Annotated in this window: 28 protein-coding genes; 17 read left to right on the top strand and 11 right to left on the bottom strand. The window is 68.0% G+C overall.

The features are described 5' to 3' along the window. The first annotated feature begins 30 nt into the window (after window positions 1-30). The 5 genes from H5J31_RS15990 to H5J31_RS15970 are packed head-to-tail and all read left to right on the top strand — an operon-like array spanning window position 31 to window position 4,227. Window positions 31-780 carry an enoyl-CoA hydratase family protein gene (locus H5J31_RS15990; RefSeq protein WP_181773364.1) on the top strand — a complete coding sequence of 250 codons (750 nt, stop codon included), beginning with the start codon at window positions 31-33 and terminating at the stop codon, window positions 778-780. Next, entirely contained in the window at window positions 780-1,640 is an 861-nt protein-coding gene (locus tag H5J31_RS15985) for a CoA transferase subunit A (protein ID WP_181773363.1), read from the top strand. Before H5J31_RS15990 ends, H5J31_RS15985 begins: the two co-directional genes overlap by 1 nt. Next, on the top strand, window positions 1,637-2,362 hold the full coding sequence (locus H5J31_RS15980) for a CoA-transferase subunit beta (RefSeq protein ID WP_181773362.1): 726 nt from the start codon (window positions 1,637-1,639) through the stop codon (window positions 2,360-2,362). The genes H5J31_RS15985 and H5J31_RS15980 overlap by 4 nt, the downstream gene beginning before the upstream one ends. Beyond that, a complete protein-coding gene (locus H5J31_RS15975; RefSeq protein WP_181773361.1) occupies window positions 2,359-3,405 on the top strand; it encodes an NAD(P)H-dependent flavin oxidoreductase in 1,047 nt (348 codons plus the stop codon). The genes H5J31_RS15980 and H5J31_RS15975 overlap by 4 nt, the downstream gene beginning before the upstream one ends. Before the next feature lie 30 nt (window positions 3,406-3,435). After that, on the top strand, window positions 3,436-4,227 hold the full coding sequence (locus H5J31_RS15970) for an alpha/beta fold hydrolase (protein ID WP_181773360.1): 792 nt from the start codon (window positions 3,436-3,438) through the stop codon (window positions 4,225-4,227). Window positions 4,228-4,708: 481 nt separating this feature from the next. Here the strand turns inward: H5J31_RS15970 and H5J31_RS15965 are convergent, their stop codons facing one another. Next, on the bottom strand, window positions 4,709-5,185 hold the full coding sequence (locus H5J31_RS15965) for a DUF2000 domain-containing protein (protein WP_181773359.1): 477 nt from the start codon (window positions 5,183-5,185) through the stop codon (window positions 4,709-4,711). Between the two features lie 103 nt (window positions 5,186-5,288). On the opposite strand from H5J31_RS15965, the gene H5J31_RS15960 reads away from it, so the two are divergent. Beyond that, window positions 5,289-5,756: an Lrp/AsnC family transcriptional regulator gene (locus tag H5J31_RS15960; RefSeq protein ID WP_181773358.1), complete on the top strand. Its 468-nt coding sequence runs from the start codon at window positions 5,289-5,291 to the stop codon at window positions 5,754-5,756. Between the two features lie 3 nt (window positions 5,757-5,759). Here H5J31_RS15960 and H5J31_RS15955 read toward each other — a convergent pair whose 3' ends face one another. From H5J31_RS15955 to H5J31_RS15940, 4 genes are all read right to left on the bottom strand, one after another. Next, window positions 5,760-6,317: a sugar O-acetyltransferase gene (locus H5J31_RS15955; RefSeq protein ID WP_181773357.1), complete on the bottom strand. Its 558-nt coding sequence runs from the start codon at window positions 6,315-6,317 to the stop codon at window positions 5,760-5,762. A 495-nt stretch (window positions 6,318-6,812) separates the two neighbouring features. After that, on the bottom strand, window positions 6,813-8,240 hold the full coding sequence (locus tag H5J31_RS15950; RefSeq protein ID WP_181773356.1) for a DUF1996 domain-containing protein: 1,428 nt from the start codon (window positions 8,238-8,240) through the stop codon (window positions 6,813-6,815). A gap of 203 nt (window positions 8,241-8,443) precedes the next feature. Further along, window positions 8,444-9,184, bottom strand: coding sequence for an anti-sigma factor family protein (locus H5J31_RS15945; protein WP_207898125.1), 741 nt, complete (start codon window positions 9,182-9,184; stop codon window positions 8,444-8,446). 5 nt (window positions 9,185-9,189) lie between these two features. Further along, complete coding sequence (locus H5J31_RS15940) at window positions 9,190-9,741, bottom strand: sigma-70 family RNA polymerase sigma factor (protein WP_181773354.1); 552 nt, start codon at window positions 9,739-9,741, stop codon at window positions 9,190-9,192. Between the two features lie 258 nt (window positions 9,742-9,999). On the opposite strand from H5J31_RS15940, the gene H5J31_RS15935 reads away from it, so the two are divergent. The 5 genes from H5J31_RS15935 to H5J31_RS15915 all read left to right on the top strand — a co-directional run bounded on the left by H5J31_RS15935 (window position 10,000) and on the right by H5J31_RS15915 (window position 13,539). Continuing rightward, entirely contained in the window at window positions 10,000-10,560 is a 561-nt protein-coding gene (locus H5J31_RS15935) for a hypothetical protein (RefSeq protein ID WP_181773353.1), read from the top strand. Continuing rightward, on the top strand, window positions 10,544-11,338 hold the full coding sequence (locus H5J31_RS15930) for a DUF4142 domain-containing protein (RefSeq protein ID WP_181773352.1): 795 nt from the start codon (window positions 10,544-10,546) through the stop codon (window positions 11,336-11,338). The genes H5J31_RS15935 and H5J31_RS15930 overlap by 17 nt, the downstream gene beginning before the upstream one ends. Further along, window positions 11,331-11,936 (top strand): ferric reductase-like transmembrane domain-containing protein, encoded by a 606-nt coding sequence (locus tag H5J31_RS15925; RefSeq protein WP_181773351.1) that lies wholly within the window; start codon window positions 11,331-11,333, stop codon window positions 11,934-11,936. Before H5J31_RS15930 ends, H5J31_RS15925 begins: the two co-directional genes overlap by 8 nt. 63 nt (window positions 11,937-11,999) lie before the next feature. Beyond that, entirely contained in the window at window positions 12,000-12,203 is a 204-nt protein-coding gene (locus H5J31_RS15920; protein ID WP_407925049.1) for a ferredoxin, read from the top strand. Then, complete coding sequence (locus H5J31_RS15915) at window positions 12,196-13,539, top strand: NAD(P)/FAD-dependent oxidoreductase (RefSeq protein ID WP_181773349.1); 1,344 nt, start codon at window positions 12,196-12,198, stop codon at window positions 13,537-13,539. The genes H5J31_RS15920 and H5J31_RS15915 overlap by 8 nt, the downstream gene beginning before the upstream one ends. 404 nt (window positions 13,540-13,943) lie before the next feature. On the opposite strand, the gene H5J31_RS15910 is transcribed toward H5J31_RS15915, so the two are convergent. Genes H5J31_RS15910 through H5J31_RS15895 form a run of 4 tightly spaced genes read right to left on the bottom strand, consistent with a single transcriptional unit; the run spans window position 13,944 to window position 17,664 of the window. Continuing rightward, complete coding sequence (locus H5J31_RS15910) at window positions 13,944-15,101, bottom strand: acetyl-CoA C-acetyltransferase (protein ID WP_328701500.1); 1,158 nt, start codon at window positions 15,099-15,101, stop codon at window positions 13,944-13,946. Beyond that, window positions 15,088-15,732: a TetR/AcrR family transcriptional regulator gene (locus H5J31_RS15905; protein WP_181773348.1), complete on the bottom strand. Its 645-nt coding sequence runs from the start codon at window positions 15,730-15,732 to the stop codon at window positions 15,088-15,090. The genes H5J31_RS15910 and H5J31_RS15905 overlap by 14 nt, the downstream gene beginning before the upstream one ends. 7 nt (window positions 15,733-15,739) lie before the next feature. Further along, window positions 15,740-16,507 carry an SDR family oxidoreductase gene (locus H5J31_RS15900; RefSeq protein WP_181773347.1) on the bottom strand — a complete coding sequence of 256 codons (768 nt, stop codon included), beginning with the start codon at window positions 16,505-16,507 and terminating at the stop codon, window positions 15,740-15,742. Next, a complete protein-coding gene (locus tag H5J31_RS15895; RefSeq protein WP_407925048.1) occupies window positions 16,504-17,664 on the bottom strand; it encodes an acyl-CoA dehydrogenase family protein in 1,161 nt (386 codons plus the stop codon). Before H5J31_RS15895 ends, H5J31_RS15900 begins: the two co-directional genes overlap by 4 nt. A 72-nt stretch (window positions 17,665-17,736) precedes the next feature. Between H5J31_RS15895 and H5J31_RS15890 the strand changes: the two genes are divergently transcribed. From H5J31_RS15890 to H5J31_RS15870, 5 genes are read left to right on the top strand one after another with little or no spacing between them, the layout of a single operon-like run. After that, a complete protein-coding gene (locus tag H5J31_RS15890; protein ID WP_181773346.1) occupies window positions 17,737-19,227 on the top strand; it encodes a FadD3 family acyl-CoA ligase in 1,491 nt (496 codons plus the stop codon). Then, window positions 19,224-20,063: an enoyl-CoA hydratase gene (locus H5J31_RS15885; RefSeq protein WP_181773345.1), complete on the top strand. Its 840-nt coding sequence runs from the start codon at window positions 19,224-19,226 to the stop codon at window positions 20,061-20,063. Before H5J31_RS15890 ends, H5J31_RS15885 begins: the two co-directional genes overlap by 4 nt. Continuing rightward, the gene (locus H5J31_RS15880; RefSeq protein ID WP_181773344.1) at window positions 20,063-21,196 is read left to right on the top strand and encodes an acyl-CoA dehydrogenase family protein; all 1,134 of its coding nucleotides are present in this window, start codon (window positions 20,063-20,065) and stop codon (window positions 21,194-21,196) included. The genes H5J31_RS15885 and H5J31_RS15880 overlap by 1 nt, the downstream gene beginning before the upstream one ends. Beyond that, window positions 21,193-22,122 (top strand): acyl-CoA dehydrogenase family protein, encoded by a 930-nt coding sequence (locus H5J31_RS15875; protein WP_181773343.1) that lies wholly within the window; start codon window positions 21,193-21,195, stop codon window positions 22,120-22,122. The genes H5J31_RS15880 and H5J31_RS15875 overlap by 4 nt, the downstream gene beginning before the upstream one ends. Then, on the top strand, window positions 22,119-23,105 hold the full coding sequence (locus H5J31_RS15870) for an acyl-CoA dehydrogenase family protein (protein ID WP_181773342.1): 987 nt from the start codon (window positions 22,119-22,121) through the stop codon (window positions 23,103-23,105). The genes H5J31_RS15875 and H5J31_RS15870 overlap by 4 nt, the downstream gene beginning before the upstream one ends. Here H5J31_RS15870 and H5J31_RS15865 read toward each other — a convergent pair. After that, the gene (locus H5J31_RS15865) at window positions 23,083-23,967 is read right to left on the bottom strand and encodes an RNA polymerase subunit sigma-70 (protein WP_328701499.1); all 885 of its coding nucleotides are present in this window, start codon (window positions 23,965-23,967) and stop codon (window positions 23,083-23,085) included. The genes H5J31_RS15870 and H5J31_RS15865 overlap by 23 nt on opposite strands. Window positions 23,968-24,060: 93 nt before the next feature. Here H5J31_RS15865 and H5J31_RS15860 point away from each other — a divergent pair, with 93 nt between their 5' ends. Continuing rightward, window positions 24,061-24,444, top strand: a complete 384-nt coding sequence (locus tag H5J31_RS15860; protein WP_181773341.1) for a nuclear transport factor 2 family protein — start codon at window positions 24,061-24,063, stop codon at window positions 24,442-24,444. A 95-nt stretch (window positions 24,445-24,539) separates the two neighbouring features. Here the strand turns inward: H5J31_RS15860 and H5J31_RS15855 are convergent, their stop codons facing one another. Further along, window positions 24,540-25,721 (bottom strand): HNH endonuclease signature motif containing protein, encoded by a 1,182-nt coding sequence (locus H5J31_RS15855; RefSeq protein WP_181773340.1) that lies wholly within the window; start codon window positions 25,719-25,721, stop codon window positions 24,540-24,542. Window positions 25,722-25,852: the final 131 nt, after the last annotated feature.

Below are 25,852 nucleotides of genomic sequence, written 5' to 3'. Positions count from 1 at the left end.
GTGCTAGGTTTGGTAGCGAAAGGGTGCACGATGAGCGTTTCCACCCACTCACCGGAGCCCGGCATCGCCGTGGTCACGGTCGACGCACCCCCGGTGAACGCGCTGAGCGTGAAGGGATGGTTCGCCCTCGCGTCCGCCGTCACCGACGCCGGACGCGATCCCGCCACGCATGTCGTGGTGCTGCGGGCGGAAGGCCGCGGGTTCAACGCCGGTGTCGACATCAAGGAGATCCAGCGCGATCCGGGTCACGGCGCGCTGATCGGCGCGAACGAGGGCTGCGCGGCGGCGTTTTCCGCCGTCTACGACTGCGCGGTCCCGGTGATCGCGGCGGTTCAGGGCTTCTGCCTCGGCGGCGGGGTCGGGCTGGTCGGCAACGCGGACATCGTGGTCGCGAGCGAGGACGCCACCTTCGGGCTCCCCGAGGTCGATCGCGGCGCGCTCGGCGCGGCGACCCATCTCTCGCGGCTGGTCCCCCAGCATCTGATGCGGGCGCTGTACTACACGGCTTCGACGATCACCGCGGCCCAGTTGCATCACCACGGTTCGGTCTACGCCGTGGTGGCGAGAGACGAACTCGACGAGACCGCGCTCGGCGTGGCGCGGCAGATCGCGGCGAAGGACACCCGCGTGATCCGCGCGGCGAAGCAGGCCATCAACGGCATCGACGTCCAGCCCGTGCACCGCAGCTATCGCTTCGAGCAGGGATTCACCTTCGAACTCAATCTGGCGGGCGTGTCCGACGGCGCGCGTCAGGACTTCTTGGACGGCAAGGGGAAGTGATGACCGACAAGCGGATGACGCCGGACGAGATCGTCGCCGAACTCACCGACGGCATGACGATCGGGATCGGCGGCTGGGGTTCCCGGCGCAAACCCATGGCGCTGGTACGCGCGATCCTGCGCTCGCCGGTCAAGGACCTCACCGTGGTCTCCTACGGCGGCCCGGACGTCGGGCTGCTGGCTTCGGCGGGCAAGATCGAACATCTGATCTTCGGCTTCGTCACGCTGGACTCGATCCCCTATGACCCGTGGTTCTCGCGGGCGAGGGAATCCGGGTCGATCACGGTGACCGAGTACGACGAAGGAGTCTTCGGCACCGGGCTTTCCGCTGCCGCGCAACGACTTCCGTTCCTGCCGACGCGGGCGGGTCTCGGTTCCGGCGTGCTGGACCTGAACCCGTCGCTGCGTACCGTCCGGTCTCCGTACGACGACGGCGAGGAACTCCTGGCCGTGCCCGCGCTCAAACTCGACGCCGCGTTCGTCCACCTCAACCGCGCCGACGCCCGCGGCAACGCGCAGTACCTCGGACCGGATCCGTACTTCGACGAACTTTTCGCGCTGGCCGCCGACAAGTGTTACGTGTCCACGGAAAAGATCGTGGAGACGGACGAACTCTCCGCCGGTGGCCCGGTGCAGAGCCTGCTGCTGAGCCGGATGCTCGTCACCGGGGTCGCGGAGACGCCGAACGGCGCGCACTTCACCACCGCCGTCCCGGATTACGGGCGCGACGAACGCTTCCAGCGCCATTACGCCGAAGCCGCCAAGGATCTCGACGCCTGGCCGAAGTTCGTCGACAGGTTCCTGTCGGGGGACGAAGCGCGGTACCAGAAGGCCGTCGCCGAATTCGGGGAGTCCGCATGAGTGACGTCACACGTGCCGAAATCGCCGTCGTGGCCTGCGCCGAACTGTTCCGCGGCGACGGTGAGATCGTGGTGAGCCCCATGGGTTTCATCCCGTCGCTGGGCGCCCGGCTCGCCCGGCTGACCTTCGAACCGGACATCCTGCTGTCCGACGGCGAGGCCTACCTGATGACCCCCGACGCCGTCGTCGAAGGCTGGCAGCCGTTCCGCAAGGTGCTCGACACCGTGGTGCCACGCGGAAAACGGCACGTCGTGATGGGCGCCAACCAGATCGACCGTGAGGGCAACCAGAACATTTCGGCGATCGGCGAGCATTCCCGGCCGAAGAAACAACTACTCGGGTTGCGCGGCGGCCCCGGCAACACGGCCAACCACCGCACGAGCTACTGGGTTCCCCGGCACGGCAAGCGGGTCTTCGTCGAGCAGGTCGACGTCGTGTCCGGCGTCGGGTACGCCAGGGCGCGCGAAGCGGGGTTGCGGCACCACGACGTCCATCGCGTCGTCACCAACCTCGGCGTCCTGGACTTCGGCGGCGAGGACCACGCTCCACGGCTGATTTCCGTGCATCCGGGGGTTTCCGTGGACGAGGTACTCGATGCGACGTCGTTCCCGCTGATCACCGGCGACGTCGCGGAGTCCCGGCTGCCGACCGAGTCCGAACTGCTGCTGATCCGGACCGGTCTCGATCCGAAGTCGTTGCGGGACAAGGAAGTCCCGTCGTGAAGACCGCGCTGACCGAACTCGCCGGGATCCGGCATCCGGTCGTGCAGACCGGGATGGGCTGGGTCGCCGGACCGCGACTGGTGTCGGCGACGGCCGAAGCGGGCGGGCTCGGCATCCTCGCCTCCGCCACGATGACCTACGACGAGCTGGCCGCCGCGATCAAGGAGGTCAAGAGCCGCACGTCGGAACCGTTCGGCGTCAACCTCCGCGCGGACGCCGACGACGCCTCGCGCCGGGTCGAACTGCTCATCACCGAAGAGGTCCGGGTCGCTTCCTTCGCGCTGGCGCCGAAGAAGGACATGATCGCGCGACTGAAGGACAACGGGGTGCTCGTCGTCCCGTCGGTCGGCGCCGCCCGGCACGCGGAGAAGGTCGCGGGCTGGGGCGCCGACGCGGTCATCGTGCAGGGCGGCGAAGGCGGCGGACACACCGGAGGCGTCGCGACGACGCTGTTGCTGCCCTCGGTCCTGGACGCCGTCGACATCCCGGTGGTCGCGGCGGGCGGCTTCTTCGACGGCCGCGGACTGGCCGCCGCGCTCGCCTACGGGGCCGCCGGGGTCGCGATGGGCACGCGATTCCTCCTGACGAGGGAAAGCACCGTCCCCGACGAGATCAAGCAGGCGTACCTCGCCCGCGACCTCAACGGCACCGTCGTCACCCGGAAGGTGGACGGCATGCCGCATCGCGTCCTCCGGACGGAGCTGGTGGACGGGCTGGAGTCCGCCGGTCCGGTGAGCGGGCTGGCCCGGGCCGCCCGCAACGCGGCGAAGTTCCGCAAGCTCACCGGGCTCTCGTGGCGCTCACTGGCCACCGAAGGCCTGCGGATGAAACGCGGCGGCGACCGGACGTGGTCACAGGTCTTGATGGCCGCGAACACGCCCATGCTGCTGCGTGCCGGCCTGGTCGAGGGCGACACCGGCGCCGGGGTGCTGGCGTCCGGGCAGGTCGTCGGCCTGCTGGACGACCTGCCCGCGGTCGCCGAGCTGATCGAGACGATGGTGGCCGACGCCACCGGCATCCTGCAGCGGCTGGGTCGCGAGTGAAGGGCGAGCGCGCTGTGCTTGACTTCGGCCATGATCTCGGAGAGTCGTTGTCCGGTCGAGGACGGTGAACTGTACGTCCGCAGCACCGGCGAAGGGCCGCTTCTGCTCCTGATCGCCGGTGGCCTGGGCTCGGCGGACACCTTCCGGGCGATGACGAAGCTGCTCGCCGAGGACCACACCGTCGTCACCTACGACCGGCGTGGTCACTTCCGCAGCACGGACACCAGCACCGGACCGGTCAGTGTGCCGAAGCAGGCCGACGACGCGTACGCCGTCCTGCAGCATGTCGGCGGCGAGCCCGCGAGCGTGTTCGGGACCAGCGCCGGCGCACTCATCGGCCTCGACCTCGTCGCCCGCTACCCGGACGCGGCGACCGTACTGGTCGCCCACGAACCCCCCGCCGTCCAGCTGCTCCCCGACGCGCTCGGCTGGCTCGACGAGGCCAACGCCCAGGTCCGGCTCGCGCAGGCGGGCGACCTGATGGGCGCGTTCAAACGGTTCACCGACGGCATCGCCGGCGCCGCGCTCCCCGAACTGCGCGCGATCCGGCTGCCGAACGAGGAGGACTGGAAACGGCTGTTCGGCCGCGAACTGTCCGAGATCCTCGACTATCTCCCCGACCTGCGGGCGCTGCGGAAGGCCCGGACCGAGATCCACCCGGTCGCGGGCGTCGGCAGCCGCGGGCACTACCACTACCACCCCGCGAAGGTCCTCGCGCTGGAACTGGGACTGCCGTTCACCGAGGTACCCGGCGCGCACCTGGCGCCGCAGCGGAATCCGGCGCAGTTCACGGAAGCGCTGCGAGGCCTCCTCGAGTCGTGAGTGATCCGGGTCGTTCCAGTGAGGGGTAAGGCAAACGTGTCGTGACCCGGGCGAAGCGCCGTCCCGCGTGACGCGACACCGCACTCGCGTGCCCAGACATCGCACACCCGGGTGCCGTCACCGACCACGCGAGTCACGCCTCCGCGCCCACAGTCACCCCGGCGAACGGGCCGGCAGCGGTCGTGAGTGGCAAGTTTCGTTCTCCGCGACTCACCACTCAGGACCTCCTGCACCGCCCACCCCGGGTGTTGCGAAAGCCACGTTCGCAACGTTGAAGGTTGCGAACGTGGCTTTCGCAACACCCACCACGCGGCCCAACGCGACGAGCGGCACCAACCACGCCACCTTGCCTTAACCCTTGATAACCGCCTTACCACTCACGACCACCTGGGCCGATCTGCCGGTTCGCGTGACTGAGGGGACGGCACGTGTGATCCGGCGGACGTCACGCGTGCTTGGACGGACGACACACGCGCGGCACTCACGACATCAGTGGCAGCTTCCCGACCAGCTTGTCGATCCGGTTGCGTGGTCCGACGAGGCCGATCGCGAGGTAGTCCATGTCCTCGGCCGGGATCTCCTTCATCGTCGCGAGGAAATCGGCGTAGACCCGGATCCGCTGGGCGACCTCCGGCATGTCGGCGACGTGACATCCCGGCGAGGCCGCGGCCTTGGCCCGGATGACCCGCAGCCGCGCGGCGTCGGCCGACAGGATCGAACATCCGGTCCACGGCAGGCCGGTGTGGTGCTCGCCGTCGGCGTCGACGGCCTCCTCTCCCAGGAGTCCGGTCACGGCCGCCGTGGTGGCGACGGCCGTGCAGACGGCCGCGTTCACCGCGCGCCCGGGCGGCAGCTCACTGTTGACCACGATGACCCACTTCAGCCTGGCCGATCGGGTGGACGCGGTGAAGTCGATCTCCTCGGGGGCGAACCCGACGGCCGTATCGTACTCGGACATTCAGCTGATCTCCTGCTCACATCAACGGACGAACAGCTCCAAGCTAAGTACGTGTACACGTAGAGTCCATTGTATTCGTACTTAATTCGGCAAGGGGCTCGATATGGCGCATCTGGACGAACTTGATCAGGCGATCCTGGCGCAATTGCAGACGGACGCACGGAAGACGAACCGCGAAGTGGCCGCCGCGGTGGGCGTCTCGCCGACCACCGCGCTCGACCGCACCCGCGGCCTGCGCGAGCGCGGCGTGATCCGCGGCGCGTTGCTGGACGTCGATCTGCCGTCGATCGGTCGCGGGGTCCAGGCGCTCATCGCGATCCGGGTCCGCCCGCCGTCGCGGAGGAACATCGAAAACTTCCGGAACTTCGTCAACGCGCTGCCCGACATCGTCGGCCTCTACGTGACCACCGGCACCGAGGATTTCATCCTGCACGTGGCCGTCCCCGACAACGAGAGCCTCTACGCCTTCGTGATCGACAAGCTGACCGAACGCCCGGAGGTGGCCGACGTGCGGACCTCCATGGTCTTCGAGCACATCCGGCGCACCAGGATCACGCCGGTGGACGGATGAGCCTCAGAGCTCCCGGATGACGCGGGCCGGGTTACCCGCGGCGAACACCTTCGACGGCAGGTCCCTCGTGACGACGCTGCCCGCGCCCACCACGGTGTCGTCCCCGACGGTGACCCCGGCGCAGACGATGACGCCGCCGCCGAACCACACGTTGTTCCCGATCGTGATCGGCGCGGCCGATTCCCACCGCTGCCGCCGCAGTTCGTGGTCCTCCATGGGATGCAGCGCGGTCAGCAACTGGCAGCGCGGGCCGATCGAGCAGTCCGATCCGATCTTGATCGGGGCGCAGTCGAGCAGGATGGCGTCGTAGTTGAGGAAGCTGTTGGCGCCGATCTCGATCAGGTAGCCGTAGTCGCATTGGAACCGCGGCATGATCCACGAACCCTCACCGAGTTTTCCCAGCAGTTCGCGCAGGATCGCGTCCCGCTCACCGGTCTCCTCGGCGCCCGTGACGTTGAACCTGTCGACGAGACCCTGCGCGCGCTTGCGGTCCGCGACCAGCTCGGGGTCGTTGTCCCGGTACAGCTCACCGCGCAGCATGCGGTCCTTTTGCTCGCCCATGGCGCCAACCTACCGAAAAACCCTGCCGGCGAGCCTCCCTCGGGAGGCCGCCGGCAGGGCGGGTGAATGCTTGCGGAGTGATCTTCAGTTGTGTCGATCGGTCTTGCGGATGAGGGCCGGCCCGGCGGGTGGGTGAGGTGTAGGGGGGACCCGCCGGGCCGGAGTATCTTCCTTCCTGTTCGCCGGTTCTCACTTCCGTTGAACTGCCCCGGCCGTCGGAGAGAGCCGAGGACGACTACGACCCGAAAAGTTTCGGGGAATCCGCGGTGGAGTTGTGAACTTCGTTCGTTGTTCTGAGTTAAACGATAAACCCGATCGGCCCATTTTGTCACCTGTTCGCCGGATCGAATTCGAGTGACTCGGATCACTCCCAGCAAAACAGAAGGAGACTTTCCCTTGGCGCACAACGACATCGCCGTCTCCACAAGTACACTATGGACACAGGGACGTCCCGCCGAGGGAAAGTCTCCTCACCGACCGAAAATGCTCAGCGATTCATTCGCGGCACTTGCGCCCCTCGTTGATGCAATCGACGAGGCGGTTCATGATCTGGTTCGACATCACGTTCGCGAAATCGTCGTGATCGGAGAAGGGGTTGTGATCCTCCTCGGGGAACGAGTCCACTTTGTACTGTCCGTTGACCTGGATGTCCCGGGGAATCTTGTAGGTCAGCGAGATGGTGAGCTCGGGAACGGCGGTCAGGCCGTCCGCGCACTCGCCGTTCTTGTTCGGGTACTTGATGTGGTCCCGGTGGTTCTCGCTGTCGATGTTGTTGCCGTCGAGGCAGCTCGCGAAGGTGTGCACCCGTTTGACATCACTGCCCTCGGGGCAGATCGGGTACTGCTTGATCACCCGGTCTTCGAAGCCGGTGCAGGTCCAGCTCTCCCGCGCGTTGGCGGGACCGTTCGCGGTGACCTTCGCGTCACCGTAAAGGATCCGGAGGAACTTCGGCATCTCCTTCACCTTCTCCTGGGCGTTGCCCTTGAACGTGATGTCGACGGTCGCGGGCCGCTGGATCTCGCCGTCGTTGCCGGCGAGTTCGTTCTCCGCGTTCGGTTCCTCCAGTTCGGCCTGTTCCTGGTCGGCACCCTGGTCGTCGTTCTGGTTCTGATCGTCGTTGTTCTGGTTCTGATTCTGGTTCTGGTCGTTCTGGTTCTGATTCTGGTTCTGGTCGTTCTGGTTCTGGTTCTGGTCGTTCTGGTTCTGGCCCTGCCGGCCGTCACCCTGGTCCTGCTGCCGGTTCCGGTCGCCGTCACGGTTCTGATCACGGTCGCCCTGAGGCTGCCCGCCTCCACCGGAGTTGCGGTCGGCCTGACGCTGCTGGTCCCGGCCGCCCTGCTGCTGGTTCTGCTCGCCCTGCTGCTGGTTCTGCTGCTCTCCCTGCTGCCGGCCGTTCTGGTTCTGCTGGTCGTTCTGCTGCTGGTTCTGGTTCTCGTTGCCCTGGTTCTGTTCGCCCTGCTGCTCTTCACCTTCCTCTTCGGTGTCGATCCTTACGACGGGCCAGAAGTACGTCGATTCGTCACCGTTGTTGCAGGTGGTCCCGGCGCCCAGCAGGCTGTCGTTGTTCGAATCCGCGTTCGTGGAAAGGTTTCCGACGTAGTCGTGCAGATGCTGGGCGCCATTGCGGACGCCCGGCTGCGCGATGAAGTTGTCGGGATTGAAGTGCCCGTTCTCGTTCTTGCCACAGTCGACGGTGAACGAGCCCGTGGACGCGTTCTCACCCGGCTCCGGCTTGTCGACGTTCGGCTGAACCTTGGTGATGTCCACGAACTGCGACTTGTCCACCTCGTCCGCGGAGGCTCTGTCGGGGTCGCCGGTCGTGGTGGACACCACGATTCCACCGACCGCGATCGACAGGCCGAACAACGCGGTCGCGATCTTGGTCCTGCGGGCGATACGGTGGCGCCCTTGATTTCGTGCCATTGACTTGCTCACCTCATTCGTTTCCGGGCACACGAAAGAAACAGTGCTACCCAGGCATGAGCTACGCATTGTCGAATACGGGATTACCGAATTCGCGGCGAACCTTCTGTTCGCCCGCCGATCCAGATCCGGCTACTGAGAGATACGGTTCCAGCCGGGAGTCGGTTCAAAACGCGATCCGGCCGTTATCTTTCCGTTATAAACTATCGGCGCACGGTCGCCAGGACGGTGCCGTCCTGTTTGTGGACCTCGAAACGCTCGATCTCGGCCTTCTTGAGTGCCGTCGTACCGGTGACGACGAGCGGGTCCGGCGAGCCTGGTACGCCGTAACCCTTGGCGGGTACGCCCCAGCCGTTGACGACGTAGGCCTCTCCGCTGCGGGAGTAGGCGAAGAGCTGGCAGGTCATCGGACCGGTGAGGCCGCGCAGTTCGAGTTCGACCGCGCTGCCCCACTCCTTCTCCTGGACCGTGACCTCGGCGGCGACCGCGTTACCCGCCTCGGACCAGCCGAACGGGGCGGCGCCGCCGTCCGGACCGGTCTCCTTGGGCACGGACGTGGACGGCACCGACGTGACGATCGTGGTCGGCGCGGCCTGCGTGACGACCGGGTCACGGTCGGTGAGCGAAAGAACGGTGAGCGGTCCGCCGACGACGAGCACGAGGACGGCGGCGGCCGTCGCGAGCCGGATGACCTTGCGACGCCGGCCCGTCTTGGCCGCGTCGGCGAGCAGCATCCGCAGCACACGCGGTCCCGGCCCCTTCACGGGCGGGTCCGGCCAGCTCTTCTTGACCATGTCCAGGATGTCGGGCAGGTGGTACATCTCCACCAGCTCGACCTGACACTCGGGGCACTCCAGAAGATGCGCCTCGAACCTGGCGTGATCCTCTTCGCCGAGGACGCCCAGTACGTAGGCGGCGACGTCCGTGTGCGGCGCTCCGGACATCTCGCTCACCCCCGCTCCTGCAGCGCCCTGCGCAGCGCGCGCACAGCGTGGTGGATCCGCGATTTCACCGTACCCGGCGGAACCCCCAGCGTCGCCGCGACCTCGTTCACGGTGCGGTCACGCAGGTAGGTCTGCTGGACGGCTTCACGTTGCTCCGGGGAAAGATTCCGCAGAGCCTCATAAACGATCATGGCCGCGAGCGTCTTCTCCGACTCGTCGGGCACTCCGATCGAATCCGACTCGAGTTCCTCCACTTCCTGAGGGCGGGCACTCCGGCTTCGCCAGCCGTCGATGACGATGCGCCTGGCGACGGTGAAGAGCCAGGCCCGCAGCATCTCGGGCTGCCTGTCGAGCTTGCCGGCGTTGCGCCACGCCTTGATGAGCGTCTCCTGGACCACGTCCTCGGCCCACTGGCGATCGTGGCCGGTCAACTTCAGCACGAACGCCATCAGGCTCGACCCGAACTCCTGGTACAACGCCCTGATGAGGTCGTCATGCCCGTTCGTAGCGGGTTCATGATCGACTATTGGCTGCAGTATCCGAGAGTGGCGTCCCACGCGGCACATCTTTGTGCGATCAGGGGCGATAAGTCCAGTACCAAAACTGTTCTGTCCCGGTTCTGGCGCAGGTGAAAATTTTTTGAACCGTCTCCGACTCGTGACCGTATCCCCTAGCGAAGACCCCCGACCCGGCGCTGTCCCCCGCACCGCCGAATCCATTGTGGATCATGACTGTCCACAATGGAGTTAAACGCGCCTGCACACCGTCGCCCCGCGGCGACGGCGTTCTCCTCTGCCCCCGACAGGAGGATTTCCGTGAACCCCGTGTCACGCTCGGTCATACCTCTGACCGTCACCTTGGCCGCGCTCGCGCTGACCGCGGCCTGCACCACCGGTACCGCGGGACCGAACGGCTCTCCGGGAGCGGCCCCCGCCGCCGGCGCGGCGCAGATCCCCGGTATGCCCGACCCCGCGGCCGAAGCCGCACCCGGTGTGACGGCGGCGATCCTGTTCGACCTCGGACCGATCGTCACCGACACCAATGGATTCACGCTCTACCGGTACGACAAGGACACGGTCAATCCGCCCAAGTCGAACTGCACGGAAACCTGCTCACGGACCTGGATTCCCGCCAAGGCCGACGGAGACCTCGTGGTGACCGGCATCGACCGGGCCCTGATCGGGACCGTGGCCAGGGACGACGGCACCGAGCAGCTGACCCTCGCGGTCTGGCCGCTCTACCGCAACGCGAAGGACGCGATGCCCGGCAACACGTCCGGGCAAGGCGTCGACGACGCGTGGTTCCCGGTCAAGCCCGACGGCACGAAAGTCCTGCTCACCGCAGACACCTGGCAGGCCGATGACCTCGGCATCTGACCTCTCCGGTGAAGTCACCGGCCCGGTCCTCTCCCGGTTTTCCCGGCTGCTGCTCGTCCTGCTGACGATGGCGACGGTGACCGTGCTCGGCCCGGTCGACGACGCGCACGCGCAAGACCTCTCCGCGGCCGACAAGAACCTCATCGTCAACGTCAAACTGGCCGGGCTGTGGGAAATGCCGGCCGGGATGTGGGCGCAGGAACGCGGCAAGAGCAAGCGGACCCGCGAAGTCGGCCGCGCGCTGATGATCGACCACGGCAGGCTCGACACCGCGACCCACGCGATCGCCGACCGATTCGGCATCGCGCTGCCGAACGAACCTTCGGACCAGCAGTCCGCCTGGCTCGGAGAGATGCAGGGTGCCCGCGACGACAGCGAGTTCGACCGGATCTTCGCGAACCGGCTCCGCTACGCGCATGGCGTGCTCTTCCCCATCATCGCGCAGGTCAGGGCCGGTACCCGCAACGACGTCGTCCGCGATTACGCCACCACGGCCAACCAGGCGGTGCTGCGGCATATGACCCTGCTGGAGAGCACCGGCGTCATCGACCAGTCGCTGATGCCGGAAGCGCCGGTGCCGCAGTCGAACAGCGCCAACGCCGCGATGGACGTCGGCTTCGGCGAATTCGCCCTCGGGCTGGTACTGGCGGTGGTGATCGGCGGCGGGCTCTTCTACGGCCTCCGGACCCTTCGCAGCAAGAACACCCGGACCCGCAAACGCGCGGCCGGAGCCGAACCGGATCTGGTTCCCAGTGCCCCAGGAGAGATCAATGTATGACCAGTGGTCCGAGGTGGTGATCGTCCTGACCCAGAAGACGGACACGGACCCCGGCATCAAGGGCATGGCTCAGACGTCCGCCCGGATCGCGTACGGTTTCATGTGTCTCACGCTCTGTTGGGGCGTGTTCACGGCGACCGGGTGGATCAAGTCGCTGACCGGGCGGAAGGCGCTCCGGAACTCGCATATGGTGCTCGGCATCCTGACGCTGTCGTTCGGCGTCGTGCACGCGATGTCGTTCCTGTTCCTGCCCGACGGATTCACCCTGGCGCAGATCTCGATCCCGCTGCTGCCGGGCACGCTGGCGCGGCACGAACTCGGCGTCATCGGCCTCGAGGTCATGGTCGCCGTCGCGCTGACCGGCGGAATCCACCGGTTCAGTTCCTATCGGCGGTTCCTGTGGATCCACCGGCTCGCCTACCCCGCCGTGGCGATCACGGCACTGCACTCCTTCTTCGGTGCCATGGCCAACGGGCACCTCGGACTTCTGTGGTTCGGCGGGATCACGTTGCTGGTCCCCGTCGTCCTGCTGACCGTGCTCCGGTTCCTGCCCACCCGGTTCCTGGAACGCCTGGGTCTGGTCGAGGAACTGGTCTGACGGGGAGCTAACGGACTTGGAGAAAAGACAATGATCTTCGGAAGCGTACGGCGCGGCACTCGCGTGAGCGTCGACAACGAGCGATGCGAAATCTTCGGTTTCTGCGAGATGGAGGCGCCCGCCACCTTCAAGATCGGACCGGACGGCAAGCTCCGTATCCGCCGGATGGTCGACCGGGACGGTCTGGACCAGGCCATTTCCGCCGCCCGGCTCTGCCCGAAACAAGCCATCAGAGTCAAGGGAGAAGGAGCGCACGACGATGAGTGACGGAGATCGGATCGTCATCGTCGGAGCCGGCGTCGCCGGGCTCCGCTCCGCGGAACGCCTGCGGGAACTCGGTTTCGACGGCGAGATCGTGCTGGTCGGCGATGAGCCGCGGAAGCCGTACCACCGGCCCATGGTGTCGAAGGAACTCATCACCGGCGGCGTCAAACCGGTGGCGGCCAGCCTGGAGCCCTACACCGACCTGGACGTCCACTGGCGGCTCGGCACCCGCGCGACCTGGCTCGACACCAAGGAGCGCACGGTCCACCTGCCGGGTGGGGAATCCCTTTGGTACGACGGCCTCATCGTCGCGACCGGCGTCTACCCCCGCCATCTCCCCGGCTCGCCGCGCCACGACCCCCGGGTCCGTGTGCTGCGCACCGTGGAGGATTCACTCGCCGTCCGGCGGGCTTTGGGGAACAGCAACAAATCCGTCGTGGTGATCGGCAGCGGCCTGATCGGGAACGAGTTCGCCGCGTCGATGCGGTACATGGGCCGCGACGTCACCCTCATCGGCCACGCGAAGGCGCCGTTGCACCGCTTCGGGGAGCGGATCGCGTCCGCGCTGACCAAGGAACACCAGCACCACCGCGCCAAGCTGGCGATGAACACCGAGGTGCGGAACTGGATCAGCACCAAGGAGACGGTCGGGCTGCACCTGACCAACAACCAGTTCCTGGTAGCCAGCTGCGTGGTGCTCTCGATCGGCAGTGTGCCCGCCGTGGATTGGCTGCGCGGCTCGGAGCTCACGATCGACGACGGTGTCCTGTGCGAGTCGACTCTCTTCGCCGTCGGGGCCGAAGACGTCGTGGTCGCCGGTGACATCGCGAAATGGCCGAACCTGCGGATCGACGAGACCCCGCGGCGGGTCGAGCATTGGATGAACGGTGTCGAATCCGGGCGCGCGGCGGCGGAAAGCCTGATGCTGGGCCGGGGCAACGCGCGGCCGTACACGCCGCTCCCCCGCGCCTGGTCGTCGCTGTACGACGCCCGTTTGCAGACCGTCGGCATGCCGTCGCTCGGCAAGGACACGATCGAACTTTCCGACGGCGTCACCGGTTTCGTCCGCGACGGCAGGCTCATCGGCGCGGCGGGCTGGGACCGGCCGAAGGCGATGATCCACTGGACGGCCGAACTCGACCGGCGGCTGCCGGTGCCCGAGCCGGTCTTCCCCGCCCCTGCGCCCGCGGAACCGTCTTTCGCCGCTTCCGTCGGCGAGTCGACGCCGATCGGGGAAGACATCCTGGCCCCGTTCGAGCGGGACTTCCTGTCCGACACCCCGACCGCGGCCGTACCCGCACAGGAGGAGATGCCCTGGGCTCGCGTTCCCGCCGGGTGACCCGGGTTCGCGACAAGGACCGGGGCCGCGCGCGGCGGCCGCGGTCCCCTCAGGTGGCGGTGGGTTGCTGGGCCTCCGCACCCACCGCCACCCCCTGGGGACGCCGGGAGGAACCGGTTCCGATGGTGATTCGGGCTCCGTCGGACACCCGCTCCTCCTAGCTCCCCACCTACAGATGGGGCCCTTCCGGGCTTGACTCACCCGGAAGGGCCCCTTCTGCGTCAGCGTCGTCGGTTGGGCGCCTGGTCTCGCGGGGTGTGTTGCGAAAGCCACTTTCGCAACGTTGAACGTTGCGAAAGTGGCTTTCGCAACACACCTTGGCGGCGGCCGTTCTGGGACACGGGGGTCGTCAGTGGGATTCGGGTTCTCACCTGAGCTGGGCGCCGGTGCGCCCATCTCAAGCGCTAAAGGCGTTCGATGATCGTCACGTTCGCCGTCCCGCCGCCTTCGCACATGGTCTGCAGCCCGTAGCGCCCGCCCCGCCGCTCGAGTTCGTGCAGCAGGGTCGCGAACAGTTTCGTGCCGGTCGCGCCGATGGGGTGACCGAGCGCGATGCCGCCGCCGTTGACGTTGACCCGCTCCGGGTCGGCGCCCGTCTCCTCGATCCACGCCAGCACGACGCTCGCGAACGCCTCGTTGACCTCGAACAGGTCGATGTCCTCGATGCTCAGCCCGGTCTTCCGCAGCGCGTGCGCGGTCGCCGGGATCGGCCCGGTCAGCATCCACACCGGATCGGCCGCGCGCACCGACAGGTGATGGATCCGCGCCCGCGGCGTCAGGCCGTGTTCCTCGACGAACCTCTCGGACGCGATGAGCGCCGCGCTCGCGCCGTCGGAGATCTGGCTGGCCACGGCCGCCGTGATCCGCGATCCTTCGCTCAGCGGTTTCAATCCGGCCATCCGTTCGAGACTGGTGTCCCGCCTGGGCCCCTCGTCCAGGCCGACACCGGCGAACGGCGCGGTCTCGGCCGCGAACCGGCCTTCGTCGATGGCCGCGATCGCGCGCTGATGGCTGCGGAAGGCGTATTCCTCCATCGCCTCACGGGTCAGATCCCAGTGCTCGGCGATCATGTCGGCGCTGCGGAACTGCGAGACCTCGACGCTGCCATACCGCTCCTGCCAGCCCTTCGACCCGGAAAACGGGTCTTCGAAGCCGTACTCGCGACCGGCGAGCATCGCCGCGCTGATCGGGATGGCGCTCATGTTCTGCACGCCGCCGGCGAGCACCAGGTCCATCGTTCCCGACAGCACCGCCTGCGCGGCGAAATGCACGGCCTGCTGGCTCGAACCGCACTGCCGGTCGACGGTCACCCCCGGCACGTGGTGGCCGTATCCGGCCGCGAGCCAGGCTGTCCGCGCGATGTTCCCCGACTGCGGTCCGAGGGTGTCGGTGCAGCCGAGGATGACGTCGTCGACCAGGTCGGACTCGACGCCTGCCCGTTCGACGACGGCTTGGATGACGTGCGCGCCCAGGTCGGCGGAGTGGACGCTGCTCAGCGCTCCCCCGCGTCTGCCGACCGGGGTCCGGACCGCATCCAGGACGTAGGCTTCAGCCCGAGGCACGTTTTCCCGCCGAGGGCTCATCGACGCTGCCACGGCGCCTCCTTGTTTTCGTCGCGATACCGTCCAGAAGGATCCCGAGGTACTGCTGCGCGACGTCGTCCGCGCTCAGCGTGCCGTCGGGGTTGTACCAGCGCACCGCGACCCAGACGGTGTCGCGGATGAACCGGTAGGTGAGTTCGACGTCTAGGTCCTCGCGGAACACGCCGGCCGCGATGCCGTCGGTGAGGATCGCGTTCCACAGTTTGCGGAATTCGGTGTTGCGGTCGTTGAGGTAGTCGAACCGCGGCAACTGCATCAGATGCTTCGCTTCCGACTGATAGATCGCCACTTCGGCGGGCCGCCGGTGAATGGATTCGAACGATGCCACGACGACGGCTTCGAGTGTTTCCCGCGGGCCCCTGCCTTCCGCGACGATTTCCGCGTAGGCGCCGAACAGTTCGTCGAGGAATCCGGTGAGGATCTCGTCGGCCATCGACTCCTTCGAGTCGAAATGGTGATAGAGGCTGCCCGAAAGGATTCCGGCCGCGTCCGCGATGTCCCGCACGGTGGTCGAGACGTAACCGCGCTCGGCGAACAGCTTCGCCGCCAGGGCGAGCAGTTCGGCGCGGCGGGACCCTGGACTGGACTTCATCGGAACCTCACGCATGCTGGGAACTCACGGACACGACCTCGCCGGTGAGGTACGAGGAGTACTCACTGGCGAGGAACACCATCACATTCGCCACTTCCCAGGGTTCCGCCGCCCTCCCCGAGACCTCGCGCGAGGTGAGCTCGGTGAGCAGTTCCTCGCTGGTCACCTTGGCGAGGAAGGGATGCATCGCCAGGCTCGGCGCGACGGCGTTGACCCGGATGCCGTGTTCGGCGACGTCGACGGCCGCGCACCGGGTGAGCGCCATGACGCCCGCCTTCGCCGCGGCGTAGTGCGCCTGCCCTGCTTGGGCGCGCCAGCCGATCACCGACGCGTTGTTGACGATCACGCCGCCGTCACCCTGCTCGATGAACCGGTTCACCGCCGCCCTCGTCGCACGGAAGGTGCCGTTGAGGGTGACGTCGATGACCCGCGACCACTCTTCGTCAGCCATGTCCACTATGGACTTCGTCCCGCCGAGACCGGCGTTGTTGATGAGCACGTCGACGCGGCCATAGCGCGCGGCGGCTCCGTCGATGAGGGCTTGGACCTGGTCTTCTCGCGTGACGTCACAAGGGATCGCGTGGACGTCACCGAGTTCGGCGGCCTTCTCCCCCAGTCGCCGTTCGTGCCAGTCGCTGATCACGACCCGGGCGCCCTCCTCCTTGGCGCGTTTCGCCACCGCGGACCCGATCCCGGTGCCGGCCGCCGCCGTCACCACGACCACCTTGTCCCGCAGGAGATTCGCCCCCTCGGGGTATTTCGGAACCGGAATCACGGTCGCACCTCCCGGGGAAGTCCGAGCACCCGCTCGGCGATGACGTTGCGCTGGATTTCGTTGGAGCCGCCGTAGATCGTGTCCGCGCGGGTGAAGAGGAAGAGCCGCTGCCAGGCGTCGAGACCGTCTTCCGCGAGCATCCCGCGGGCGCCGCGGACGAGCATCGCGAGCTCCCCGAGGTCACGGTGCCAGTTCGCCCAGACCAGTTTGGACACTTCCGCCACGCCCGGCGAGGAATCGCCGAGGGTGCGGATCGCGTGTGCCCGCATGACCTCCAGACCGGCCCAGGCCCGGTCGATCCGCTCGCCGACGACCGGGTCGTCCGGCGCGATCCTGGTGAGTTCTTCGAGTTCCCGCCGGAAGCCGACCTGCTGGCCGAGCGTCGCGACACCGCGTTCGAAGGCGAGCGTGCCCAGGGCGACCCGCCAGCCGTCGCCGGGTTCGCCGACGACCAGGTCCTTCGCGGTGCGGGCGCCTTCGAAGAAGACCTCGTTGAACTCCGAGGTCCCGGTGAGCTGCTGGATCGGGCGGACCTCGACGCCGTCCTGCCGCATCGGAACGAGCAGATAGGACAGTCCTTTGTGGCGTTTCGAGCCCGGCTCGGTGCGGGCGAGGACGAAACACCAGTCGGCCACGTGCGCGAGCGACGTCCACACCTTCTGGCCCCGCAGCACCCACTCGTCGCCTTCGAGGGTCGCCGTGGTCGACACCGCGGCGAGGTCGGAACCGGCGCCGGGCTCGGAATAGCCCTGGCACCACAGTTCTTCGACGGCCACGATCGGCGGCAGGAACCTTCGCCGCTGTTCCGGGGTACCGAACGCGATCAGCGTCGGGCCGAGGAGTTCCTGCGCCAGATGACTCACCCGCGCCGGCGCTCCGGCGCGGGCGTACTCCTCGTGAAAGATGACCTGCTGCTCGAGTGTCGCGCCCTGCCCGCCATGCTCGGTGGGCCAGCCGACGCAGGTCCAGCCCGCCGTCGCGAGCCGTCGTTCCCACTCCACGCGTTCGCCGAACGCTTCGTGCTCCCGGCCGGGACCGCCCAGACCGCGCAATTCCGGCGGCAGGTGTTCGGCCAGCCAGGTGCGCACTCGGTCGCGAAAGTCCAGGTTCGAGGCACTCTTTCCCGCTGAGAGCCCATCAGCGCTGTCCTCGGTCACGCACGCCTCCTCTAGCCAAACCAGAGCCTGCTGCGTAGGCTACCCTACCAAGCACTTGCTAGGGAGACTTCAATGGACGAAGGGACCATCCCGGCGGCGCTCGACAAGGCCGCGGAACGGTTCGCCGGACGAGAAGCACTCGTCGACGGCGACGTCCGGTTCACCTATGCCGAACTCGCGCACCGGGTGCGGCAGGCCGCTCGCTTCTTCGAGGGTCACCGGCGGGTCGCGATCTGCTCCCCCAACACCTGGCACTGGGTCGTCGCCGGACTCGGCGCGCTCCACGCCGGGGCCACGCTGATCCCGGTCAACACCCGCTTCACCGCCCGCGAGACCCTCGACATCCTCGACCGCGCACGGGTTTCCGCGCTCGCGATCACCGGCACCTTCCTCGGCACCGACAGGCTGGCCGACCTCGGCGACGCTCGCCCCGGCACCGTCCTGCGGATCCCCGTCGAAGGCGTCGAGACGCCGGTCGAGGGCGTCACGGAATGGGACGTGCTCGCCGGATTGGACGGCGGCCTCACCAGCCCCGCCGCGCCGGGTGACGTCAGCGACATCCTGTTCACGTCGGGGACCACCGGCCGCAGCAAGGGCGCGATGAGCAGCCACCGGCAGGCGCTGAGCGTCGCCGAGGCCTGGGCGGACTGCGGTGGCCTGACCGAGCACGACCGCTATCTGGTCATCAACCCGTTCTTCCACAGTTTCGGGTACAAGGCGGGGATCCTGGCCGCCGTCCTGCGCGGTGCGACGATCATTCCGCAGCGCACCTTCGACGTCCGGGAGACCTTGCGGCTCATCGAAACCGAGCGTGTCACGGTGCTGCCCGGCGCGCCGACCATCCACCAGGTGCTGCTGGACGCGCCCGAACGCGCGGACCACGACCTGTCCAGCCTGCGGCTCGCCGTCACCGGAGCCGCCACGGTGCCGGTCGCGCTCGTCGAACGGATGCAGAGCGAACTCAGCTTCGACACCGTGCTCACCGCGTACGGGCTCACCGAAGCCGTGGTCGTGACGATGTCCCGCCCCGGTGACGACGCGAAGCTGGTCGCGAACTACAGCGGCCGCGCGACAGCGGGCTTCGAGGTGAAACTGGGCGAGCACGACGAAGTCCTGCTACAGGGGCCGAACGTGATGCTCGGCTACCTCGACGACCCGGAGGCGACCGCGAAGGCCGTCGACGCGGACGGCTGGCTGCACACCGGCGATGTCGGCGTGCTCGACGAGCAGGGTTATCTCAAGATCGTCGACCGGATCAAGGACATGTACGTCTGCGGCGGGTTCAACGTCTACCCGGCCGAGATCGAGCAGGTGCTCAGCAGGCTGGACGGGGTCGCGGAGTCGGCCGTCGTCGGCGTGCCGGATCGCCGGCTCGGCGAGGTCGGCAAGGCCTTCGTCGTCCTGCGTCCCGGTGTCGAACTGTCCACAGAGGACGTTCTCGCGCACTGCGAGGGCGAACTGGCCAACTACAAGCTTCCTCGCTTTGTCGACTTCGTGGCGGAACTTCCACGGAACCTGTCGGGGAAAGTGCTGAAACGCGTGTTGCGGGAGGAGAACGGATGACCGTCGAGTACGAGCGCCGCGGGCCGGTGGCCGTCGTCACGATGAACCGGCCGGAGTACCGGAACGCGCAGAACTCGGCGATGACCTACGCGCTCGACGCCGCGTTCGGCCGCGCCGTGGACGATCCCGAGGTCAAGGTGATCGTGCTGGCCGGAGCGGGTAAGCATTTCTCCGCCGGGCACGACATCGGGACGCCGGAACGCGACGTGGACGTCTCGTTCGAGCGCAAGGCCGTGCTGTGGTGGGACCACGTCGGCGCCGAGGGCGGCGATCAGCGGTTCGCCCGCGAGTCGGAGGTCTACCTCGGCATGTGCCGCCGGTGGCGGGAGATCCCGAAGCCGACCATCGCGAGCGTGCAGGGCGCGTGCATCGCGGGCGCGCTGATGCTGGCCTGGGTATGCGACCTGATCGTCGCCTCCGACGACGCGTTCTTCGCCGATCCCGTGGTGCGTATGGGAATCCCCGGTGTCGAGTACTTCGCGCATCCGTGGGTGCTCGGCCCGCGCGCGGCCAAGGAAGTGCTGTTCACCGGTGAGCGTTTCACCGCCCAGCAGGCCAAGGAATGGGGCATGCTGAACCGCGTCGTCCCGCGCGCCGACCTCGAAACCGAGACCATGGCGCTGGCGGAGAAGATCGCGGTGATGCCGCGAATGGGCCTGGCGCTGGCGAAGAAGGCCGTCAACCAGGCCGAGGACCTGATGGGCCTGCGGTCCGGAATGGACTCGGTGTTCGGGCTCCATCACTTCGCGCACGCGCACAACGCGGAGATGTCCGGTGGCGATTCCCTGGGCGGGCAGGACGCCCGCTCGATGCGGGACGCGAACAGGAGTTCGTGATGGACCTCGATCTCGACGAGCGTGCGCTCGGCTTCCGGGACGAAGCCCGCGACTGGCTCGCCGCGCATGTTCCGGCCGAGCCGTTGAAGTCGTTCGACACCGCCGAAGGTTTCGCCCAGCACCGGGAGTGGGAGGCGAAACTGACCGACGCCCGGTGGTCGGTGGTCTCGTGGCCGCGCGAGTACGGCGGTCGCGACGCGAGCCTCCTGGAATGGGTCCTGTTCGAGGAGGAGTACTACGCGTCCGGCGCGCCACCGCGGGTCAACCAGAACGGCGTCTTCATGCTCGCGCCCACCTTGTTCTCCCACGGCACGGAAGAACAGCGGCGGCGGATCCTGCCCAGGATGGCGCGTTCCGAAGAAGTCTGGGCGCAGGCGTGGTCGGAACCCGAGGCCGGCAGCGACATCGCCGCGCTCCGGAGTACCGCGGCCCGCTGCGACGGCGGCTGGCGGGTCAGCGGGCAGAAGACCTGGAGTTCGCGGGCGACGTTCGCCGACCGTGCCTTCGGCCTGTTCCGCAGCGATCCGGATTCGGTGCGCCACAAGGGGCTCACCTACCTGATGGTGGATCTGCGCGCCGACGGGGTCACCGTCCGGCCGATCCCCCAGCTGGACGGCGAACCCGGGTTCGCGGAGATCTTCTTCGACGACGTGTTCGTACCGGACGAGGACGTGATCGGCGCGCCGGGTGAGGGCTGGCGGGTCGCGATGACCACGGCGAACAACGAACGCGGCCTGTCCTTGCGCAGTCCCGGCCGATTCCTCGCCGCGGCCGACAGGCTGGTCTCGTTGTGGTCCGAGGCCGGTCGTCCCGCGCATACCGCGGACCGGGTCGCCGACGCGTGGATCGGCGCGCGGGCGTATCAGCTGTACACGCTCGGCACGGTCACCCGGTTGGCGGAGGGAGCCGAGCTCGGACCGGAGTCGAGTGTCAACAAGCTCTTCTGGTCGCATCTCGACGTCGCGCTGCACGAGACGGCGCTCGACGTCCTCGGCCCGGACGCCGAACTCCGCGGCCGATGGAGCGATGGCTGGTTGTTCTCGCTGGCGGGTCCGATCTACGGCGGGACCGACCAGATCCAGCGGTCCATCGTCGCGGAACGGTTGCTCGGCCTGCCGAAGGGGTCTCGATGAGGTTCGCGCTTTCCGGTGAGCAGGAGCAGTTCTCGCGCAGCCTGCACGATCTCCTGTCCGGAGTGGACACCGAAACGGCCAACCGGTCCTGGGCGGCCGGGGATCACGGTCCCGGTCTCAAGGTCTGGCGTCGGCTCGCGGAACTCGGGGTGACCGCGCTCGCGGTTCCCGAGCGGTACGACGGGATCGGCGCCACCCCGGTCGACCTGGCCGTCGGCTTCGAGCGGCTGGGCTTCCACTGCGTTCCCGGCCCGTGGACCGACACCGTGGCCGTACTGCCGTCCTTGCTGGACGACGAGCTGCTGACCTCGGTCGCCTCCGGTGAGACGCTGGCGTCGGTCGCGTTCGCACCGCAGGTGCCCTATGCCCTGGATTCCGACGTCGCCGACGCACGCCTCGCTGTCGAGAACGGCAGGCTCCGCGCCTTCACTCCTGGCGACCTTCTGTCCTCTGTAGACGGATCGCGACGGTTGTTCTCACCCGTGACAGGCGACGATCTCGGTACCGCGCTCGACGCGGACCGCGCTTTCGAGCTGGGTTGCCTGGCCACGGCCGCGCAGTTGCTCGGCGCGGGACGATGGCTGCTCGACACGTCGGTCGCGTATGCCGCGCAACGCAAGCAGTACGGACGCGAGATCGGCGGGTATCAGGCGGTCAAGCATCTGCTCGCCGACGTCGCGACCGGGCTCGCGCTCGCCGAACCGCTGCTGTTCGGCGCGGCCGTCACCCTGGACCGCCGGGACGTCTCCGCGGCGAAGGTGGCGTGCGGCGACGCCGCGCACCTCGCCGCCCGGACCGGGCTGCAGGTACACGGCGCGATCGGCTACACCGCCGAACACGCGCTCGGTTTGCGGCTGACCAGGGTCCGCGCCCTCGTCGGCGCGTGGGGTACGCCGAGGTTCCACCGGGAGCGGGTGCTGGCATGACGTTCACCGCCGAGCAGGACGCCCTGCGGGACAGCGTCCGGAAACTCCTGGACCGGGAAGCCGATCCGTGGCCCGCATTGTGCGAGCAGATCGGCGTGGCGGCTTTGGCCGTCCCCGAACGCTTCGGCGGCCTCGGCGCCGGAACGACCGAACTCCAGGTGGTCGCCGAAGAACTGGGCCGGGTCCTCGCCGACGTCCCGTTCCTCGGTTCGGCCGTGCTCGCCGTGCACGCGTTGCTCGCCACGGGCGATGACGAAGCTTGCGAGCGTCTGCTGCCCCGCCTCGCCGAAGGTGTCGTCGGGGCCGTGGCCTGGACGGATGCCGATGGCCGCTGGTCCTCCCCTGCGTGCACCGCTTCCGGGTCCACGGTGGATGGCGAGGCGCACTATGTCCTCCACGGCGACGAGGCCGAGATCCTGCTGGTGCTCGCGGGAGACTCGCTGTACGAGGTCACCGACGCCCCTCGGGCGCGGACCACCACGATGGACGAGACCCGGCGGCTGGCTCGCGTCAGCTTCGACGGCACTCCCGCCCAGTTGATCGGCCCGGTCGATTTCTCCGCTTTGCGCGACGTCGCGTGCGCCGTCCTCGCCGCCGAACAGGCCGGGGCCGCGGCGCGGGCGTTCGAGCTGACCGTGGAGTACAGCAAGCAGCGGCACCAGTTCGGCAGGCCGATCGGCGGGTTCCAGGCGTTGAAGCATCGGATGGCGGACCTCCACGTCCTGGTGGAGACCGCGCGTTCGGCGGCCTACGCGGCTCCGGAGTCGAGCAGGCTGGCGGCGGTGGCGAAGGTGCACTGCTCGGAGGCACTCGCGACGGTGGCCGGCGAGATGATCCAGCTGCACGGCGGGATCGCGATCACCTGGGAGCATCCGGCGCACTGCTACTTCAAGCGGGCGCACGGCGCGGCGCACCTTTTCGGTTCGCCGGGCGACCATCTCGGACGGGTGCGTCCGGCTCTCACCGATCCAAGAACCGGGTGATGGCGCGGACGCGATCTCCGTCGAGGGTCAGGACCATCAGCCCGGCCGGACCGTCACCGTGGCGGCATACGAAGGCGGGCTGGTTGTTCGCCCGCGTCGGCGTCATGGTGAAACCCTCCGGGACCGGGACGGCCATGGTCACCCGCAGGAAGCCGGCGATCGCGTCGAGCCCGTGGTACTCGTGCGGCGCCGGCGGCATGGCCAGCCAGGCGTCGTCGGTGAGCAGGCGGATGACGCCGTCGAGGTCGCCCGCGGTGAACGCGTCGGCGAAACGCCTGGTCAGTTCTCGTTCCCGCGGTGACGGCCGGTGTCCGGCGCGGGCCTGATGCTTGTCGAGTGAGGCGCGGGCGCGCTGGAGCATGCCCTTCACCGCGGTCTCGGTGGTGCCGAGCATGCTCGCGACCTCGCCGGCCGGGAAGCAGAGGACGTCCCGCAGCACGAGGACGGCGGCCTGTCTCGGCGGGAGGAGCTGGAGGCCGGTGACGAAGGCGAGCTCGACAGCCTCCCGGGTGCTGTAGCGCGCTTCGGGTCCGGGCTCGCGGTCCTCGATGAGCTCGTCCGGGTACGGCTGCAACCAGGTCAGCTCACCGCGGCGGCTGGGCTCCGGCGGGTCGAACGGAGGCACCGGCTCGGGAGGACGGCGTCGGCGCGCGTCGCGCAGGAAGTTGAGGCAGCGGTTGGTGGCGATGCGGTACAGCCAGGTGCGCAGCGACGAGCGGCCCTCGAACCCGTCGAGGCCACGCCAGGCGGCGAGCAGCGTCTCCTGGACGGCGTCCTCGGCATCGGTGAGGGAGCCGAGGATCCGGTAACAGTGCAGGTGCAGCTCGTGCCGGTACGACTCGATCAGCTCCTGCTCGCTCACGGACCGATCTTGGCACGAGATTTTTCGGTGCGCACCGTTCCACTTCGGGCGGCGGCGGTGTCCACCCTGGTGACCGTCGACGAAAGGAACGTCATGACCAGCCCAGCCTTGGACATCGCACTCTCCTACCACCGGGCCTGGACCGGCAAGGACTTCGAGAAGGCGATGACCTACGTCGCCGACGACATCGTCTGCCACACACCCGCCGGGCCGCTTACCGGCGCGGAAGCGTTTCGCGGGTTCATGGGGCCGTTCACGCAGATCCTGACGGGGTCGACCCTGCTTTCGGCGTTCGGGGACGAGACGACCGCGTTGCTGATGTACGACACGGCGACCGTCCCGGTGGCGAGCGCTCCGGGGGCGGAGCTGCTGACCGTGCGGGAGGGGAAGATCGTGGAGTTGCGGATCGTGTTCGACAGGGCTCCCTTCGACGCTGCCCGGGAGGCGGCGGCTGCCCGGGCGTCCACGAGGTCCTGAAGCACGGCATCGGCGGAACCACGACGCCGCTCACGACCTCACCTACGCACGGCCCGGTAGCGCTCATCCTCCGGTTGTGAGGACGTTCGTCTCGCTCAGAAGGGTGGGGTGCCGCCCTCCGGTTCGGGGCGTGGGTCGTGGAGTGGTTCCGGTGTCGAGTCATAGGTGCGCCCGGACGGGGTGGTGATGGTCATGCCGCCGTCGCCGGTGGGCATCGCGGACCAGCCGGGTTCCTCCTTGAGGAGATTGTGGATCTTGCACGCCCCGTGACAGTTGTGGTGATCGGTCCCGCCGTTCCGTGCCCGGGGGATGATGTGGTCGATCTCGGAGAACTCCGCCGGACGGTGGCAGCCGGGATGCGTGCACTCCCGATCCCGCGCCTTGATCAACCGGGCCAGCGAGGCCGGTGACCGGTACTTGTCGGCACCGGCCTCCAGGAGTTGCCCGGTGGCGGGGTCGGTGATCAGCCGTGACCAGGTCGAGCCGGGTTCGGAGGCGATCTCTCGCACGAGCCAGTCGGGGATGGGCCCGTAACCGGCCAGGATCGCGGGATCCTCGCGAGCACCGGCCAGAGTCAAGAAGTCGACGTACACATGGATGTGCGCGCGAGGCTCTCCGTGCCCGTCCTCGGCCAGGAGCCGTTCGGCGAACACGTCCGCGCGATGCTGATCCAGGGTCCGGGACTTGTCCCGCGCCCGGCGCACTCGCGCGGCGCGACTCATCGACGCGTAAATCGAACTCGCCACCTCCGACGGCAGAAGACCGGAGAGAGTCGACATGGTCTCGTCTTCGTGGTCCAGCGAGACATGCCGTCGCGCGCGCTTCCTTTCCGCTCGTTCCCGATAGCCCGCCCGGTCGAACTTCTGCACCGCACCGTTCACCGATTTGCGGATCGCCCCGGAGTCACGCCCGGCGAGCCGGTCGGCCATGAACGCGTCCACCTGCGCGGCGATCTCGTCCGAGACCTCGCGGGTCAGCTGACTGACCTTCGACGCCTTGTACAGATCGATGTCCCCCTTCTCCAGCGCCGCCAATGTGTTCGGCAAGCGCGCCACGAGCGAGCAGGATGTTTCGATCAGCAGGAAGGCTTGATTGCGAGAGACCGAGAAGCACAAGGCGACCTCCTCGGTCACCGATCTTCGTGAACCACCCGCCGCGGCGAACTGCGCTATGCACCGCACCTGACGACCCTGCGCCCGACGAAGCGAGACTTCTTCGTCGTAGGCGGAATCGAGAAGGCGAGCAGCTTTCGGATTGAAAACAAGAGTCGTGGTCATGCCCATGATCATACTCGAACATGCGTTCGACCGCCACCGTGCGCGTCTGGCGGTTTCAGCCGTGAGTGCACGTCTTTTCTGGCAACACTTTGCTGAACGCTTCGACCGGCTTGAGTCATCCCTCCGTCTGC

It is taken from the genome of Amycolatopsis pittospori (assembly GCF_013870525.1).
Taxonomy (GTDB): Bacteria; Actinomycetota; Actinomycetes; order Mycobacteriales; family Pseudonocardiaceae; genus Amycolatopsis; species Amycolatopsis pittospori.
The sequence above is the reverse complement of the archived record's forward strand: the minus strand, read 5'-3'. Positions and strand labels throughout refer to the sequence as shown.

What these genes read in the sequence shown, in the direction of transcription:
- H5J31_RS15990 (WP_181773364.1), top strand. Translation starts at nt 31, where the DNA reads ATGAGCGTTTCCACCCACTCACCGGAGCCCGGCATCGCCGTGGTCACG.
- H5J31_RS15985 (WP_181773363.1), top strand. Translation starts at nt 780, where the DNA reads ATGACCGACAAGCGGATGACGCCGGACGAGATCGTCGCCGAACTCACC.
- H5J31_RS15980 (WP_181773362.1), top strand. Translation starts at nt 1,637, where the DNA reads ATGAGTGACGTCACACGTGCCGAAATCGCCGTCGTGGCCTGCGCCGAA.
- H5J31_RS15970 (WP_181773360.1), top strand. Translation starts at nt 3,436, where the DNA reads ATGATCTCGGAGAGTCGTTGTCCGGTCGAGGACGGTGAACTGTACGTC.
- H5J31_RS15965 (WP_181773359.1), bottom strand. Translation starts at nt 5,185, where the DNA reads ATGTCCGAGTACGATACGGCCGTCGGGTTCGCCCCCGAGGAGATCGAC.
- H5J31_RS15960 (WP_181773358.1), top strand. Translation starts at nt 5,289, where the DNA reads ATGGCGCATCTGGACGAACTTGATCAGGCGATCCTGGCGCAATTGCAG.
- H5J31_RS15955 (WP_181773357.1), bottom strand. Translation starts at nt 6,317, where the DNA reads ATGGGCGAGCAAAAGGACCGCATGCTGCGCGGTGAGCTGTACCGGGAC.
- H5J31_RS15950 (WP_181773356.1), bottom strand. Translation starts at nt 8,240, where the DNA reads ATGGCACGAAATCAAGGGCGCCACCGTATCGCCCGCAGGACCAAGATC.
- H5J31_RS15945 (WP_207898125.1), bottom strand. Translation starts at nt 9,184, where the DNA reads ATGTCCGGAGCGCCGCACACGGACGTCGCCGCCTACGTACTGGGCGTC.
- H5J31_RS15930 (WP_181773352.1), top strand. Translation starts at nt 10,544, where the DNA reads ATGACCTCGGCATCTGACCTCTCCGGTGAAGTCACCGGCCCGGTCCTC.
- H5J31_RS15925 (WP_181773351.1), top strand. Translation starts at nt 11,331, where the DNA reads ATGTATGACCAGTGGTCCGAGGTGGTGATCGTCCTGACCCAGAAGACG.
- H5J31_RS15915 (WP_181773349.1), top strand. Translation starts at nt 12,196, where the DNA reads ATGAGTGACGGAGATCGGATCGTCATCGTCGGAGCCGGCGTCGCCGGG.
- H5J31_RS15905 (WP_181773348.1), bottom strand. Translation starts at nt 15,732, where the DNA reads ATGAAGTCCAGTCCAGGGTCCCGCCGCGCCGAACTGCTCGCCCTGGCG.
- H5J31_RS15890 (WP_181773346.1), top strand. Translation starts at nt 17,737, where the DNA reads ATGGACGAAGGGACCATCCCGGCGGCGCTCGACAAGGCCGCGGAACGG.
- H5J31_RS15885 (WP_181773345.1), top strand. Translation starts at nt 19,224, where the DNA reads ATGACCGTCGAGTACGAGCGCCGCGGGCCGGTGGCCGTCGTCACGATG.
- H5J31_RS15880 (WP_181773344.1), top strand. Translation starts at nt 20,063, where the DNA reads ATGGACCTCGATCTCGACGAGCGTGCGCTCGGCTTCCGGGACGAAGCC.
- H5J31_RS15875 (WP_181773343.1), top strand. Translation starts at nt 21,193, where the DNA reads ATGAGGTTCGCGCTTTCCGGTGAGCAGGAGCAGTTCTCGCGCAGCCTG.
- H5J31_RS15870 (WP_181773342.1), top strand. Translation starts at nt 22,119, where the DNA reads ATGACGTTCACCGCCGAGCAGGACGCCCTGCGGGACAGCGTCCGGAAA.
- H5J31_RS15860 (WP_181773341.1), top strand. Translation starts at nt 24,061, where the DNA reads ATGACCAGCCCAGCCTTGGACATCGCACTCTCCTACCACCGGGCCTGG.
- H5J31_RS15855 (WP_181773340.1), bottom strand. Translation starts at nt 25,721, where the DNA reads ATGACCACGACTCTTGTTTTCAATCCGAAAGCTGCTCGCCTTCTCGAT.